This window comes from Acetobacter indonesiensis (genome assembly GCF_000963945.1).
GTDB lineage: Bacteria > Pseudomonadota > Alphaproteobacteria > Acetobacterales > Acetobacteraceae > Acetobacter > Acetobacter indonesiensis.
The window spans coordinates 41,067-54,097 of record NZ_BAMW01000015.1 but is presented as its reverse complement, the minus strand read 5'-3'; the positions used below and the strand labels follow the sequence as shown (position 1 = coordinate 54,097).

Genomic DNA, 13,031 nt, shown 5'->3' with positions numbered 1-13,031 from the left:
AGAGTATGACTGACGTTGTGGTGGTCGAATCGCCCGCAAAAGCGAAAACGATCAACAAATATCTTGGCGATGGCTACACCGTGCTGGCCTCATTCGGGCATGTGCGCGATCTACCACCCAAGGACGGGTCCGTGCGCCCGGACGAAGATTTTGCCATGTCATGGCAGTCTGATGAGCGTGGTGCCAAACAGGTTGCCGCGATTATCAAGGCGTTAAAAGGCGCCAAGCATCTCTATCTGGCCACCGACCCTGACCGCGAAGGTGAAGCCATTTCGTGGCATGTCCGGTCGATTCTGGAAGAAAAAAAGGCCCTGAAAGGGGTTGAGGTACAGCGCGTTACCTTTAACGAAATTACCAAAAGCGCCATCAAGACGGCGATGGCCCATCCGCGTGATCTCGATTTCCCGCTGATTGAGGCTTATCTGGCCCGCCGCGCGCTTGATTATCTGGTGGGCTTTACGCTGTCGCCGGTTTTGTGGCGCAAGCTTCCCGGTTCGCGCAGTGCAGGGCGCGTGCAGTCCGTTGCCCTGCGCCTGATCTGTGAGCGTGAAGCAGAAATTGAAGTTTTCCAGCCACGTGAATACTGGACGGTTATTGCCGCCCTTGCCACGCCATCTGGCGCGCCGTTCACTGCGCGGCTGACCCATCTGGACGGCAAGAAGCTTGAGCAGTTTGACCTCAACAATGCTGAACTGGCTGAGGCTGCCCGCCAGGCTGTTGAAAGCGAAGACCTGTCTGTCCGGTCTGTTGAACGCCGGAAGGTAAGGCGCAACCCTCAGCCACCATTCACTACATCCACACTCCAGCAGGAAGCATCGCGCAAGCTGGGCATGGGGGCGCAGGTCACCATGCGCACAGCACAGCAGTTATATGAAGGCATTGATGTTGGCGGCGAAACCGTCGGCCTGATTACCTATATGCGAACCGATGGCGTGCAGATGGCTGGCGAAGCCATCGGGGCCATTCGCGCCCATATTGGCAAACATATTGGCGAAGCGTACGTCCCGACCCAGCCCCGCCACTACACATCAAAAGCCAAGAACGCGCAGGAAGCACACGAAGCCATCCGCCCCACGGACGTTTTCCGTACGCCTGCTTCAGTCTCGGCCTATCTGACACAGGACCAGCGCCGCCTGTATGAACTGATCTGGAAGCGCGCTGTCGCCAGCCAGATGGAATCGGCAGCGCTTGACCAGGTTGCGGTGGATATTGGCGGCCCGTCTGGCAAGACCATTCTGCGGGCCAATGGCTCCATCATTACGTTTGACGGCTTCCTGCGACTTTATACAGAAGGCCGCGACGATAGTGACAAAGCGGCGGATGATGACTCCCGCATGTTGCCACCAATGCAGGAACGCGACCCGCTGAAGCGGGAGAAGGTGGAAGCCGAACAGCACTTTACCCAGCCACCACCCCGTTTTTCTGAAGCCTCGCTGGTCAAGAAGATGGAAGAAATCGGCATTGGCCGTCCTTCCACCTATGCGTCCATCCTGACCGTGCTGCGTGACCGCAATTATGTGCAGCTTGAAAATCGGCGCTTTATTCCGGAAGCGCGTGGTCGGCTGGTAACCGCGTTTCTTGTGTCGTTCTTTGAGCGATATGTGGACACCAAATTTACCGCCAGCCTTGAAGAACTGCTGGACGATATTTCTGACGGCCGCGCTGAATGGAAGCAGGTTCTGGCCTCTTTCTGGCACGATTTCTCAAAGGCGGTTGAGGGCACGAAGGAACTGACCATTACCGATGTGCTGAACGCACTCGATAAAGATCTGGGGCCTTTCTTCTTTCCTCCACGGCCAGATGGGTCTGACCCACGCCATTGCACCGCCTGCGGCACAGGCCGTCTGGGGCTGAAACTGGGCCGTTACGGGGCGTTTATCGGGTGCTCCAACTATCCAGACTGTCAGTTTACCCGCCGTCTTTCCGCGGAAAGTGCAGAAGATGGTGAGTCCAACGCATCGCTGAAAGACGGCATGCGCGTATTGGGTCAGCATCCTGATACGGGTGAGGACATCACTGTAAAGCAGGGGCCATGGGGCCTATATGTGCAGCAGGGCGAACCTGACCCTGAAGACAAGAAAGCCAAACCCAAGCGGGCGTCTCTGCCCAAAGGGGTAGAGGGCGATAAAATATCGCTGGAACAGGCAGTCGGTCTTCTCTCCTTGCCACGGCTTGTTGGGATTCATCCTGAAACGGGCGAACCGATTGAAGCCGGTCTGGGCCGTTTTGGACCCTATGTAAAAATGGGGGCCGTCTATGGTTCGCTGGACAAAGATGATGATGTTCTGACCATCGGCATCAACCGGGCGGTCGATGCGTTGGCCAAAAAACTGGCCTCCATCCGGACACTTGGCACCCATCCGAAAGATCAGGAGCCGGTTATGGTGCGCAAGGGCCGGTTTGGCCCCTATGTGCAGCATGGTCAGGTGGTCGCAACCCTGCCGCGAGGCACGGATATGGATACTGTCACACTGGATGAAGCTGTGGCGCTGCTGGCTGAAAAGGGGAAACCCCTGAAAGCCAAGGGTGGAGCAGCAAAGAAAAAGACGGCTGCAAAAAGCACCACCAAAACGGCCGCAAAAAAGACAACGACCAAGAAGGCTACTAAAGCCGCGGCTGACGGGGATACTCCCGCCAAAGAAAAGAAAGCTGCGACCAAGAAACCTCGCGCCACAACCACGCGCAAGAAAAAGGCGGAGTAACCCCAAATGCCCAAGGGCAACGGGGCCTCTGCCCTGCCCGGGCATGACGTTCTTCGCAGTTTTCTGGAATCAGACAGCACTCCCCTTGGGCCCACGGATATTCTGCGGGCTCTGGGGTTGCCCCCGCACCTGAAAGCAGCCCTCCGCACCACGCTGCATGACATGGCGTTAGCCGGTGATTTGGCGCGTCTGCCTGCCGGACGGCTGAAAGCCATCTCTGGCCTGCCGGAAACAGCCTATGCCAAGGTCACGCGCCTGAGATCAGACGGGCACGCCTACGCACAGTTGGTGGAGGACCCCAACGCCTCCCTACTGCTGGTCGCGACCCTGCCCGATGGCAGCCTTCTGTTACCGGACGACGTGGTTGTGGCGCGCCTACGGCCCCGGACGTCCTTACGCGCCCGACGAGAAGGTCGCCCCCTTCGGCTGGTCTCAGCAGCGCCCCGCCGTATCCCAGCCAGCATCGCGCCATCAGAGCCGCCCAGCGGCTTCCCGCCCACGCTCAGCCTTATCCCCTGTGATCGAAGGCTTGATCTTACCCTGACGGCACCCCCACCTTCTGATGGTGAGCTAGAAACCGGCACAGTGGTCTTGGCTGAAGTTCAGCCTTCGTCTCCCGGCACAGCGCCTCAGGCCCATATCTGTGCGCACCTTGGGGCGGCGGATGCACCGGGCATGGCCGCACAACTCAGCATCCTGACACACCCGATGCCGACCGCTTTCTCTGTGGCAGCGGAAGAACAGGCCCGCGTGGCCTCAGCCGAACCGGTTGTGCTGATAAATGCCACGCACCCTAACAGAACAAATACGCCGCCACGGAAAGACCTGCGACACCTGCCTCTCATCACTATTGATGATGTGACAGCGCAGGATTTCGATGATGCAATCTGGGCAGAAAGGACAGAAGACGGCTTCCATCTGGTTATCGCCATAGCCGATGTGGCGCATTACGTGCCCGAAGGGTCACCTCTTGATCTGGAAGCCCGAGAGCGTGGCAATTCCGTTTATCTGCCCGGTCATACGCTTCCCATGCTGCCTCTTAGCCTTTCAGCAGGAGCCTGCTCGCTCAAGCCGAATGAAGACCGGTTTTGTGTGTTTGTTGACTTCACACTTTCATCTGATGGCCGCATTCTCTCCGGCACACTGGGGCGAGGCATTCTACGCAGTGCTGCACGGCTGACCTATCAGACTGTGCAGACCGCTCTGGACGCTTCTCTGCCATTAAATGAATCTGACCTCGCCTCTTTACCGGCTGATCAGGCTGACGCGCTAAAGGCACTCCCTGCCGACCTACTACCCACCCTTCAGGCTACGGCTATCGCCTTGCAAACCAGCGCGACCACGCGCGAGGGTGATACAGGGACAGAAACAGAGCCTGTCGTCACATTTGATGATGCCGAAAACCCCACTGCCTTCACGCCACGCCAGCGCCTGCCCGCGCATGATCTGGTTGCCAGCTTCATGATCGCCGCCAACCGCTTTGCTGCTGAAGAACTGCATCGCCGCAGGGCTCCGGGTTTGTACCGAACCCACCCGGCCCCGACCAATACCGAGCCATCTGGCCGCCTGATGGCACGCTATTCAGCCAGTCCGGGTCAGCATTATGGCTTGGGGCTGGACTACTACACACACTTCACCAGCCCCATCCGGCGTTATGCGGATCTGGTGACACACCGTGCCCTGCTGGCAACAGGTGTGCCCGCGATAGGCAGCCCCCCTCCACAACCCGAGTCAGAACACGCGTCGCGCCCGGCGCTGCATGCGCTGGCAGAGCATCTGCACTTTACAGAACGCCGTGCTGCCTCGGCCACACAGGCTTGTCTGAACAGGCTTGCAGCAGTCTTTCTGCGCTCTTTTACCGGGCAAACGCTGCAAGCCACTGTGACCGCAACAACACGGTCTGGCATTGCACTGACATTGACGAAAACCGGAACTCCGTCTTTCCTTTTCCGTAGCGCCTTGCCGGATGATTCAGGGATGTATGACGACTCGCACCACGCACGCACACGCATGCCGTCCGAAGCTATGCTTCGGGCTGGGACGGTGTTGTCTGTTGTCCTGACAACAACAAACCCTGCACAAGGCACGCTTGGACTGGCTATTGCCCCCAATGCGCGCTGAATCCGCCCTGCGCCTTGTGCCGCCCCTCAGGCGGGCGCTCCCCTATATTCTGGTTGCCACAGTATTATGCTGCCAGCCGGTTGCCCTGAAGGCTCAGTCTGCCGCGCGCTCAACACCCGATGTTGTGCCTGTTGCCCCGCCTGAACCAAAAGCGGCCGTAAAAACGGCAGATGCTGCGGCTGACAAAAACACGGCACCCAAAGCACCTTCGCCGATTGCCACACCTGCGGCCGAAGCAGTGCCCCCACCACCTGCATCATCGGCGACGCAGGCTGTTACTGCACCCGTCGCCACTGCCCCTGCCGCGCTTGCTGCCACAAATAATGCCGCAGCCCCGGCAGATGCGCCTTCTGGGGGGCAGGAAAAGCCTGCGTCGCCCGGCCCAGTGGTGGACATGCCCCTTGTGCATTCCGTTATTGCTACGGCTCTCGAGTTTCTGGGCCCGCGCACCCTTGAACATCATACCAGCCGCGAATTTGTGCTGTGGGGACTTGGGGCACTGACGGCCCTGGACCCAACCCTGACCCTTGATTCGCGTGGTGCCGATATCCGACTGCTTTCTGGCCAGACATCCCTGTTATCCCGTTCAGCCCCACCGGCTGAAAATGATGAAGGCTGGGCACAACTGGCGGTCGATTTCATTTCCGCCGCGCGAGATCACTCCGACGGTGTGCGCGCTGCCTCACGGGAAGATCTGGTTCAGGCGTTTTTTGACGAACTGTTTAATCACCTTGACCCCTACTCCCGCTATATCGGGCCGTCTTCTGCCAGCACAGACCGTCAGGCCCGTGTGGGTGGGGAAGCGGACGCGGGCCTGACGCTTGCGCGCAAAGGCCGCGATATTGTGGTTTCTGCCGTCAATGCAAACGGCCCGGCTTGGTCTGTTACCGTTGACACGGGAGACAAGCTGCTTGCCGTCAACAACCGTCTGACCGCCGGTCAATCCCTGAAAACAGTGACTGAATGGTTACAGGGGGATGAAGGCTCTCGGGTTACGCTCCGCTTGCTGACACCCGGCCAGCGCCGTGGTCATACTGTGGTCATTAACCGTGCCAAAGTGCCACCTGAAACCGTTTTTGCTTTTGCCAGTGGGTCATTGGTTGTGCTGCGCGTCACAGCCTTTTCGTCCGACACGGCGGAAGAAATGAGCCAGTATCTGGATCAGGCCACACAGGACCCTAATCTGAAGGGACTGATTATTGATCTGCGTGGCAACCGTGGTGGCGTATTACAACAGGCAGTAACAGCCGCAGCACTGCTGCTTGACCGTGGTGTGGCAGCCGTAACTGACGGGCGTGACGCACAGGCCAACCATATCTGGGCTGTGCAGGGTGGCGATATGACCAATGGTCTGCCCATTGCCATTCTGGTTGACGGCCGCACGGCCAGTGCGGCCGAAATTCTGGCAGCCGCACTGGCTGACCATCGTCGGGCAGTTGTCATAGGCAGTTCGACTCTTGGTAAAGGGTTGGTTCAAACCGTGGCGCAGTTGCCAGACCAAGGCGAACTGTTTGTCACATGGAGCCGCGTCATAGCGCCCCTTCACTGGCCATTGCAGGGCTTAGGCGTCATGCCGCAGATCTGCACCAGTCTGGGCGCATCGGACACAGCCCGACAGATGCATGATCTGGCCAATGGGCATCTTGATAACCAACCAGCGGTGCTGGCATCACGCTCTGCGCGCTTCCCGCTGCCGGTGCCGCGTATTCTTGCGGTCCGCAAAGCCTGCCCGGCAGCGTTGGGCAGCGATGGAGACATGGATGTGGCTCGCTCCGTGCTTGAAAACAAAGCCTGGTATAAAACGGCCATTACCGCCATGCCGGATGATCCATCCGCCCTGCCCGCAGCCACACACGAATGACACCGCCCCGCTTACGTGCAGATCTGGTGGCCCGCGCCATTCTTCGTCAGGCAGGCCTTGATGGCCGGTCAGCCATGCTTGTGTGCAAAGGCGATGCCGATGCCGGAAGTATTTTGGTTATTCTTTTGGAACGAGATGGCTCCGCTGTTGTTCTCAGCCAGACAAGAACAGCAGAAGGTGAAGCCGCTTGGCTTCGTGCATCAGGTGAAACCCCGCTTACGGCAGAAGAAACACAGCTTTATATTGAACGCCAGACACGCTTTGACCCGGATATCTGGGTGCTTGAACTTGAAGCACCCGGATTCAGACCTCCGTTTGAAGCAACTCTGGTCTGACATAACCTGAAGATGTGTGGCTTATGTCACACGCAGAGCCAACTGATGACACACAAAACCGGTGTGATTGTGAAATCTGCCGCCCCTGCCTGTTGCACACAACGCAAGTTTACAGCAAAGAAGGCAGGCATATGTGCTTTATACGCACCAATATCGTGATGCCCGGTCACTGCGGAACCAGTGCCACAGCAGGGAGAAGAACATGAAGCTGCGCCAAGGCCTCCTCGCGCAATCAGTGCTTGCTGCGCCGCTCGCCGCCGGTTTCCTGCTGCTAGCTGCCCCAGCCATGGCTCAGCCTGTACAAGGGCTGTACGTCGCGGGTGAAGGTGGTGCGACCTTCAATCAGGACCAACGTGTCCGTACCTCTCCCATGTTTCCTGATGGGCGCGACCGCTGGCACACTGGCGGCACCGGAATCGGGTCTATCGGTTATGGTCTGGGCAACGGCTTCCGTGTTGAAGTTGAAGGCGATTACCGCTCCATGGCGTATTCGCGCTTTGTTACCAACACGCTGAACAGCCGGGCCGATGGCCGCCGCCAGACTTATGGCGTCATGGCCAATGCCCTGTTCGATATGGACATTGGTAAGCCGTGGCTGTTTCCCTACTTCGGTGCGGGTATTGGCTATGGCTGGACTCACCTGAACACCACGGTTACGGCACCGGGGAACCAGCTTAACCAGCATATTGGCGGCACGTTCGGCAATTTTGCCTATCAGGGCATTTTCGGTCTGGCTTTCCCGACCCCGTGGGTTGTCGGTCTGTCCTTCACGGCCGAATATCGGTTCTGGACCATGCTTGGCCCGCAGTCGCACAAGGCATCTGCCTGGGGGACCATTGGCGGTGCCAACGAAGCAAAGCCTTACAGCTTTGCAACCGGCAACCGTGACACCAAAACAGACTTCAATCATTCTTTGATGCTGGGTCTGCGGTATGAGTTCAATCCGGCTCCGCCGCCTCCGCCTCCACCGGCTGAACAGGCCGCGCCCGCACCGCAGGCTGCCCGCAGTTATCTGGTGTTCTTTGACTGGGATAAAGCCGACCTGACTGACCGTGCCCGTTCCATTGTTTCAGTCGCAGCACAGGCTTCTACGCACACCACGCTGACGCGCATTACGGTGTCTGGCTACACCGATAATTCCTCGGCCCATCCCGGTCAGAAGCGTGGTGAAGCTTACAACATGAAGTTGTCGCTCCGCCGTGCGGAAATCGTGAAAGCGGAACTGATGCGTGATGGTGTGCCCGGCGCAACCATCGATATTCATGGCTATGGTGAAAGCAACCCGCTGGTGCAGACCGGCCCGAACACCAAAGAGCCACAGAACCGCCGGGTTGAAATCGTCTTCCGTTAATCTGCGGTTTTGCTGCATTTTTTAACCGCTCTGGCTTTCTGTCAGAGCGGTTTTTTTATTGCCCAAGCCTTTCGGGCCTGCTGACGTTGCCCTTTTGACTGCTTCCTGCCATTCAGACGCCATGACAAAACCTGCGGATTTCGAGATTTTTCTAGCAACCACACCCGGTCTTGAATCCGTGCTGTGCTCTGAAGTGCGGCTAAAGGGGTTCAAGAACGTCAAAGCCGTGCCCGGTGGCGTGACGCTAAAAGGTGGCTGGCCAGAAGTCTGGCGGGCCAATCTATGGGTTCGGGGCGCAAGCCGTGTGCTGGCGCGCCTGACCAGCTTCCCCGCACTCCATCTTTCCCAACTTGAACGCCGCACCCGTCAGATGAACTGGGCCGATATTCTGCGCGCTGACGTGCCGTTCCGGGTTGAAGCATCTTGTACCGCTTCCCGCATTTATCATGCAGGTGCTGCGGCCGAACGCATTGGTAACGCGATTGAAAAAGCGCTGGGTGCACCACAAGCGGCAGATGCCAACGTTATGCTGAAAGTGCGCATTGAACAGAATATCTGCACGATCAGCGTTGATACATCTGGTGATCTTCTCCACAAGCGTGGGCACAAGGAAGCCGTAAACCGTGCCCCCATGCGGGAAAGCATGGCGTCACTTTTCCTTCTTCAATGCGGGTTTAACGGGTCAGAACCGGTGCTGGACCCAATGTGTGGTTCTGGTACTTTTGTTATTGAAGCCGCTGAAATTGCAGCCCGCCTAAACCCCGGTCGGTCACGCCATTTTGCCTTCGAGGATTTAGCCACCTTTGATCCGGCAGCATGGCAGCAGATGCGCGCAGTCAAAAGCCGCCGCACACCTGCTGTCCGCTTTTACGGTAGTGATCGGGATTCCGGTGCGATTGCCATGAGCACCGCCAATGCACAACGGGCCGAAGTCACAGCGTTTACGGAATTTACGCAGAAGACCATTAGCGAATTGACTGCCCCCGCCGGGCCGCCAGGGTTGATCATAACCAACCCCCCTTATGGCACGCGTTTGGGCGATAAAGACCAGTTGGCCCCTTTATATCGTGCGCTAGGTCAAACCCTTATGGAGCGTTTTGCCGGATGGCGTGTTGGGATTGTCACCAGCGAACCTACTCTGGCCTATGCAACACGTCTGCCTTTTCTGCCAACGACAGCACCCGTTCCACACGGCGGATTACGGATTTCATTGTACCAGACCGCACCGTTGCCACAGCCGTAAAAGCAGCCGCAGATTTCGACCAAAACCGACCGAGAACACAAAAAACGCTGGCCCCAATAATCAGGGACCAGCATTTTTTAATTTGCCAGTCTGGGACGAACCTTACAGACCGTTGAACAGGGACGTTGACAGATACCGTTCAGCAAAGGACGGTGCGATTGCTACAATCGTTTTGCCTTTATATTCCGGCTTTTTTCCCAGTTGCAGGGCTGCATGCAGGGCTGCGCCAGACGAAATCCCAACCGGAATACCATCCAGACGCGCACACCGCCGGGCAGCGGCAATTGCCTCACGTTCAGACACGGTCAGCACCCCATCCAGAGATTTGGTATGCAGTGTTGCGGGGCAGAAGCCCGGGCCAATCCCCTGAATACCATGCGGGCCGGGTTCATCTCCGTTCAGAATCGCGCTTTCAGCCGGTTCCACGCCAAAAACCTGAAGCCCTTTCCGACGAGGCTTCAGGGCTTCTGCAATTCCCGTTGCCGTACCGCCAGTGCCTACCCCTGCGACAATAACATCAATGTTACCGTCAGTATCCGCCCAGATTTCTTCAGCCGTTGTTGCCGCATGTACTGCCGGGTTGGCTTCATTATCAAACTGGTCCGGCATCCAGGCATCTGGTGTTTCACGCAGAATTTCGTTCGCCCGCGCAATAGCACCGGCCATACCCAGACGTGACGGCGTGAGTTCAACCTGCGCATCCATCAGACGCAGCATACGGCGGCGTTCAATTGAAGCCCCTTCCGGCATGGTGACAATCAGACGGTAGCCGCGGGCAGCCGCCACAAAAGCAAGGGATATGCCCGTATTTCCTGATGTCGGCTCAACCAGAACGGTCCGTCCGGGCGTGATTCGGCCTTCCTTTTCGGCTGCCAGAACCATCGCCGCGCCAATCCGATCCTTGACCGAACCTAGCGGGTTGAAAAACTCCAGCTTCAGCAACACACGCGCTTTGATTTTATCTTCCTGCATCAGGTGCGGAACAGCCACCAACGGCGTCCCGCCCACCACGTTGACAATCGACTCGTAAACACGCCCACGGGGGGCGGCAAAACCGTAATTGTCACCCGAAAGATCAGAAGCTGTCATAAAACCGCCTTTTCGTTTGTCAGCACATATGGCAACACTATAATACGAATTAATAGCGTAGATAAACTGATAGGCTGCTGCTATATGTCAGCCCAGCCTAGATGTAACATTATATGTGCCTTTTTTTGAGGTGAAAGGAAACCGGATCATGATCCTGCGCCGAGACAGAGCCATGACAGCCGTTCTTATTATGCTGGATGTTGCTTTCCATGCTGGTCGTTCAGGCACTGTCAGTGCTGCGGATATCGCTGAACGGTCAAACCTGGCACGCCGAGGCATTGAACCCCTGCTACAGGCCCTGTCACGCACAGGTCTGCTTGAAAGTATCCGTGGCCCACGCGGTGGTTACCGCCTTGGCCGCCCGCGGCGTGATATTTCCTTGGTCGATATTATTGCTGCTGTAACGCAGGATGATCAGAACCCTGAAGATGGTCCGCAGGGGCCACTGTTTTCAAAGGTTATTGAACCAAGCTGGAAGCTGTTTGACAAAGAACTGACAGCCCAGATGAAAAAAACCAGTCTGGATGATCTGGTGAAAAAGGCTGAAACATCTGGCCTGAAGCGTCCGCTTAGCGAACCTATCACCTTTTCAATCTGATCTTCTGCAACAAAAAAACGCGCTGTCACCGGATAATGGCGGACAGCGCGTTTTTTGTATGAATACGCCAAAAATTACTCTGTTATTCACCAATACTGTGAATAACAGAGTATTCCGTGCTTATTTCTTTTTCTTCGCAACGACACGACGACGTGTGGTGGTTGCGGCCTTTTTGGTGGTTGTCGGTGCGGTAACCGCAGGGACAACTGCTTTCGGCAGAACGACACCTGTTGCATCTACCTGCGCTGTCACGGTCAGGTTTGTGCGCTTTTCGCCCGGACCGGGAACCAGAATAACCGTAAACGTGTCGGTACCTGCATAGCCCATGGTGGGGGTGTAGGTAACATGCGTGTCGTTATCCAGATTATACAGGAACGCCTTGCCGTGCTCTGGCGCGGGGGTCACACCGAAAGAAGCGTAGGATTTGCCAGAAGGCTGAGAGATTTTCAGCTCACACAAACCATCATCAGACCGCACCGTCATAGTGGTGGCCAACTGGCCATTGGCACCAGCTTTTACAGGCGTTGTGCTACAGACGGCAGATTTCTTCATATACCCAAACGGATTGGGTGATCCGGTCTGGATGGGGCCGCTTGTTGTCGCACAGCCGGCAAGCATACCACCAGTTAGCGCCAGAACGGCAATTCCTTGCAAGCGCACTCGTCAGCTCCGCTAATGTTTATAAATAAAGGACGAATCCCTCTACGCCCTCAGGCAAACCGGCAGGCAGAACGCCAGCACAACTTCCTTGCGCATCATGATTCGTCTCTGCCTTTAGAACATCCGTGGCAAGGAAGAAAGGGGGGCAGAACGCCCTGCACCACTGCACGCACAAACATGGCAGATCCCTGCCTTTCAAACCATTATTTTGCCCCAAATATGGTGTTTGGAAACAGCACGTATGTGATCCTGCTGCGGGGAATGTGGTTCAACAGGTTCAAAGCCGTTGAAAACGCTAAGACGCGGTATGAAAAAATACCTGTATCTTTCTGTGCTGAATACGCTATTTCGTTTCGTCAAACCTTGAAGAGACCGTTTTATACGCTGGCTGAAGGGACACCTTAACGTGATAAGGAACACCCGCTGCAGCATGTATCGGAGGAACCGTATGTCGTCTTTTTCCCGCCTTCTGGCCGCCGGTGTATTTGCTGCGGGCGTGCTGCAAAGTTCTTATAGCCTGGCCGCGCCCTGTGGTCATTCCTCCGCACATGAAGCTTTTGCTGTGCAGGCCCTGAAAAGCGAACTGATGGTAACGGCCCTGTCTTGCAGCGCGCAGGACCGCTACAATGCGTTCGTTGCCAAATTCCGCTCAAACCTGTTGAGCGAAGAACAGACCCTGAACTCCTATTTCCGCACGACATACGGCCGCAGCGCCCAGCGCGAACATGACGATTACATCACGCAGCTTGCCAACGTTCAGTCTGAAAAGGGTCTGTCAGCCGGCACCATTTTCTGCCAGCAGCGTATGGCCATGTTTGACGAAGTAAACGCGCTTGAAACATCTGAAGATCTGTCAAACTACACAGAAGCCAAGGACGTAACGCAGCCCGCGTCTTTTGAAACCTGCGCCGCACCGGCAAGCACCAGCAGCCGCCCTGCTCGCCCGGCCCGTCGCGCAACGCGCACAACTCGCCGCGCCTAAAAAATATTCTGCTTAAAGCAGGGAAATGGGGCCGCTTCTTGCGGCCTTATTTTTTGCCTGCTTTATGAAATTAAACCTGCCAGCAAGAA

The 13,031-nt window shown here is 56.8% G+C and carries 10 protein-coding genes; 8 read left to right on the top strand and 2 right to left on the bottom strand.

Features of this window, described 5'->3' with window-relative positions:
* Positions 1-5 precede the first annotated feature (5 nt).
* The 6 genes from topA (at position 6) to Abin_RS05150 (ending at position 9,613) form a co-directional block, all read left to right on the top strand.
* Positions 6-2,702 (top strand): type I DNA topoisomerase, encoded by a 2,697-nt coding sequence (gene topA, locus Abin_RS05175; RefSeq protein WP_048845296.1) that lies wholly within the window; start codon positions 6-8, stop codon positions 2,700-2,702.
* A gap of 6 nt (positions 2,703-2,708) precedes the next feature.
* The gene (locus Abin_RS05170) at positions 2,709-4,823 is read left to right on the top strand and encodes a ribonuclease R family protein (protein WP_048845295.1); all 2,115 of its coding nucleotides are present in this window, start codon (positions 2,709-2,711) and stop codon (positions 4,821-4,823) included.
* Entirely contained in the window at positions 4,813-6,684 is a 1,872-nt protein-coding gene (locus Abin_RS05165) for a S41 family peptidase (protein ID WP_146867614.1), read from the top strand. The genes Abin_RS05170 and Abin_RS05165 overlap by 11 nt, the downstream gene beginning before the upstream one ends.
* The gene (locus Abin_RS05160; RefSeq protein WP_048845294.1) at positions 6,681-7,019 is read left to right on the top strand and encodes a DUF1491 family protein; all 339 of its coding nucleotides are present in this window, start codon (positions 6,681-6,683) and stop codon (positions 7,017-7,019) included. Before Abin_RS05165 ends, Abin_RS05160 begins: the two co-directional genes overlap by 4 nt.
* A gap of 202 nt (positions 7,020-7,221) precedes the next feature.
* On the top strand, positions 7,222-8,370 hold the full coding sequence (locus tag Abin_RS05155; RefSeq protein WP_048845293.1) for an OmpA family protein: 1,149 nt from the start codon (positions 7,222-7,224) through the stop codon (positions 8,368-8,370).
* 121 nt (positions 8,371-8,491) lie between these two features.
* Positions 8,492-9,613, top strand: coding sequence for a THUMP domain-containing class I SAM-dependent RNA methyltransferase (locus Abin_RS05150; protein ID WP_048845292.1), 1,122 nt, complete (start codon positions 8,492-8,494; stop codon positions 9,611-9,613).
* Positions 9,614-9,715: 102 nt separating this feature from the next.
* On the opposite strand, the gene cysK is transcribed toward Abin_RS05150, so the two are convergent.
* The gene (cysK, locus tag Abin_RS05145; protein WP_048845291.1) at positions 9,716-10,702 is read right to left on the bottom strand and encodes a cysteine synthase A; all 987 of its coding nucleotides are present in this window, start codon (positions 10,700-10,702) and stop codon (positions 9,716-9,718) included.
* A 148-nt stretch (positions 10,703-10,850) separates the two neighbouring features.
* Between cysK and Abin_RS05140 the strand changes: the two genes are divergently transcribed.
* Positions 10,851-11,300 carry an RrF2 family transcriptional regulator gene (locus Abin_RS05140; RefSeq protein WP_048845290.1) on the top strand — a complete coding sequence of 150 codons (450 nt, stop codon included), beginning with the start codon at positions 10,851-10,853 and terminating at the stop codon, positions 11,298-11,300.
* Positions 11,301-11,420: 120 nt separating this feature from the next.
* On the opposite strand, the gene Abin_RS05135 is transcribed toward Abin_RS05140, so the two are convergent.
* On the bottom strand, positions 11,421-11,960 hold the full coding sequence (locus tag Abin_RS05135) for an Ig-like domain-containing protein (protein ID WP_048845289.1): 540 nt from the start codon (positions 11,958-11,960) through the stop codon (positions 11,421-11,423).
* A gap of 448 nt (positions 11,961-12,408) precedes the next feature.
* On the opposite strand from Abin_RS05135, the gene Abin_RS05130 reads away from it, so the two are divergent.
* On the top strand, positions 12,409-12,942 hold the full coding sequence (locus Abin_RS05130; protein WP_048845287.1) for a hypothetical protein: 534 nt from the start codon (positions 12,409-12,411) through the stop codon (positions 12,940-12,942).
* Positions 12,943-13,031: the final 89 nt, after the last annotated feature.

Bases quoted from the DNA above. Each gene is read 5' to 3' on its own strand.
- topA (WP_048845296.1), top strand. From the start codon at position 6: ATGACTGACGTTGTGGTGGTCGAATCGCCCGCAAAAGCGAAAACGATC.
- Abin_RS05170 (WP_048845295.1), top strand. From the start codon at position 2,709: ATGCCCAAGGGCAACGGGGCCTCTGCCCTGCCCGGGCATGACGTTCTT.
- Abin_RS05165 (WP_146867614.1), top strand. From the start codon at position 4,813: ATGCGCGCTGAATCCGCCCTGCGCCTTGTGCCGCCCCTCAGGCGGGCG.
- Abin_RS05160 (WP_048845294.1), top strand. From the start codon at position 6,681: ATGACACCGCCCCGCTTACGTGCAGATCTGGTGGCCCGCGCCATTCTT.
- Abin_RS05155 (WP_048845293.1), top strand. From the start codon at position 7,222: ATGAAGCTGCGCCAAGGCCTCCTCGCGCAATCAGTGCTTGCTGCGCCG.
- Abin_RS05150 (WP_048845292.1), top strand. From the start codon at position 8,492: ATGACAAAACCTGCGGATTTCGAGATTTTTCTAGCAACCACACCCGGT.
- cysK (WP_048845291.1), bottom strand. From the start codon at position 10,702: ATGACAGCTTCTGATCTTTCGGGTGACAATTACGGTTTTGCCGCCCCC.
- Abin_RS05140 (WP_048845290.1), top strand. From the start codon at position 10,851: ATGATCCTGCGCCGAGACAGAGCCATGACAGCCGTTCTTATTATGCTG.
- Abin_RS05130 (WP_048845287.1), top strand. From the start codon at position 12,409: ATGTCGTCTTTTTCCCGCCTTCTGGCCGCCGGTGTATTTGCTGCGGGC.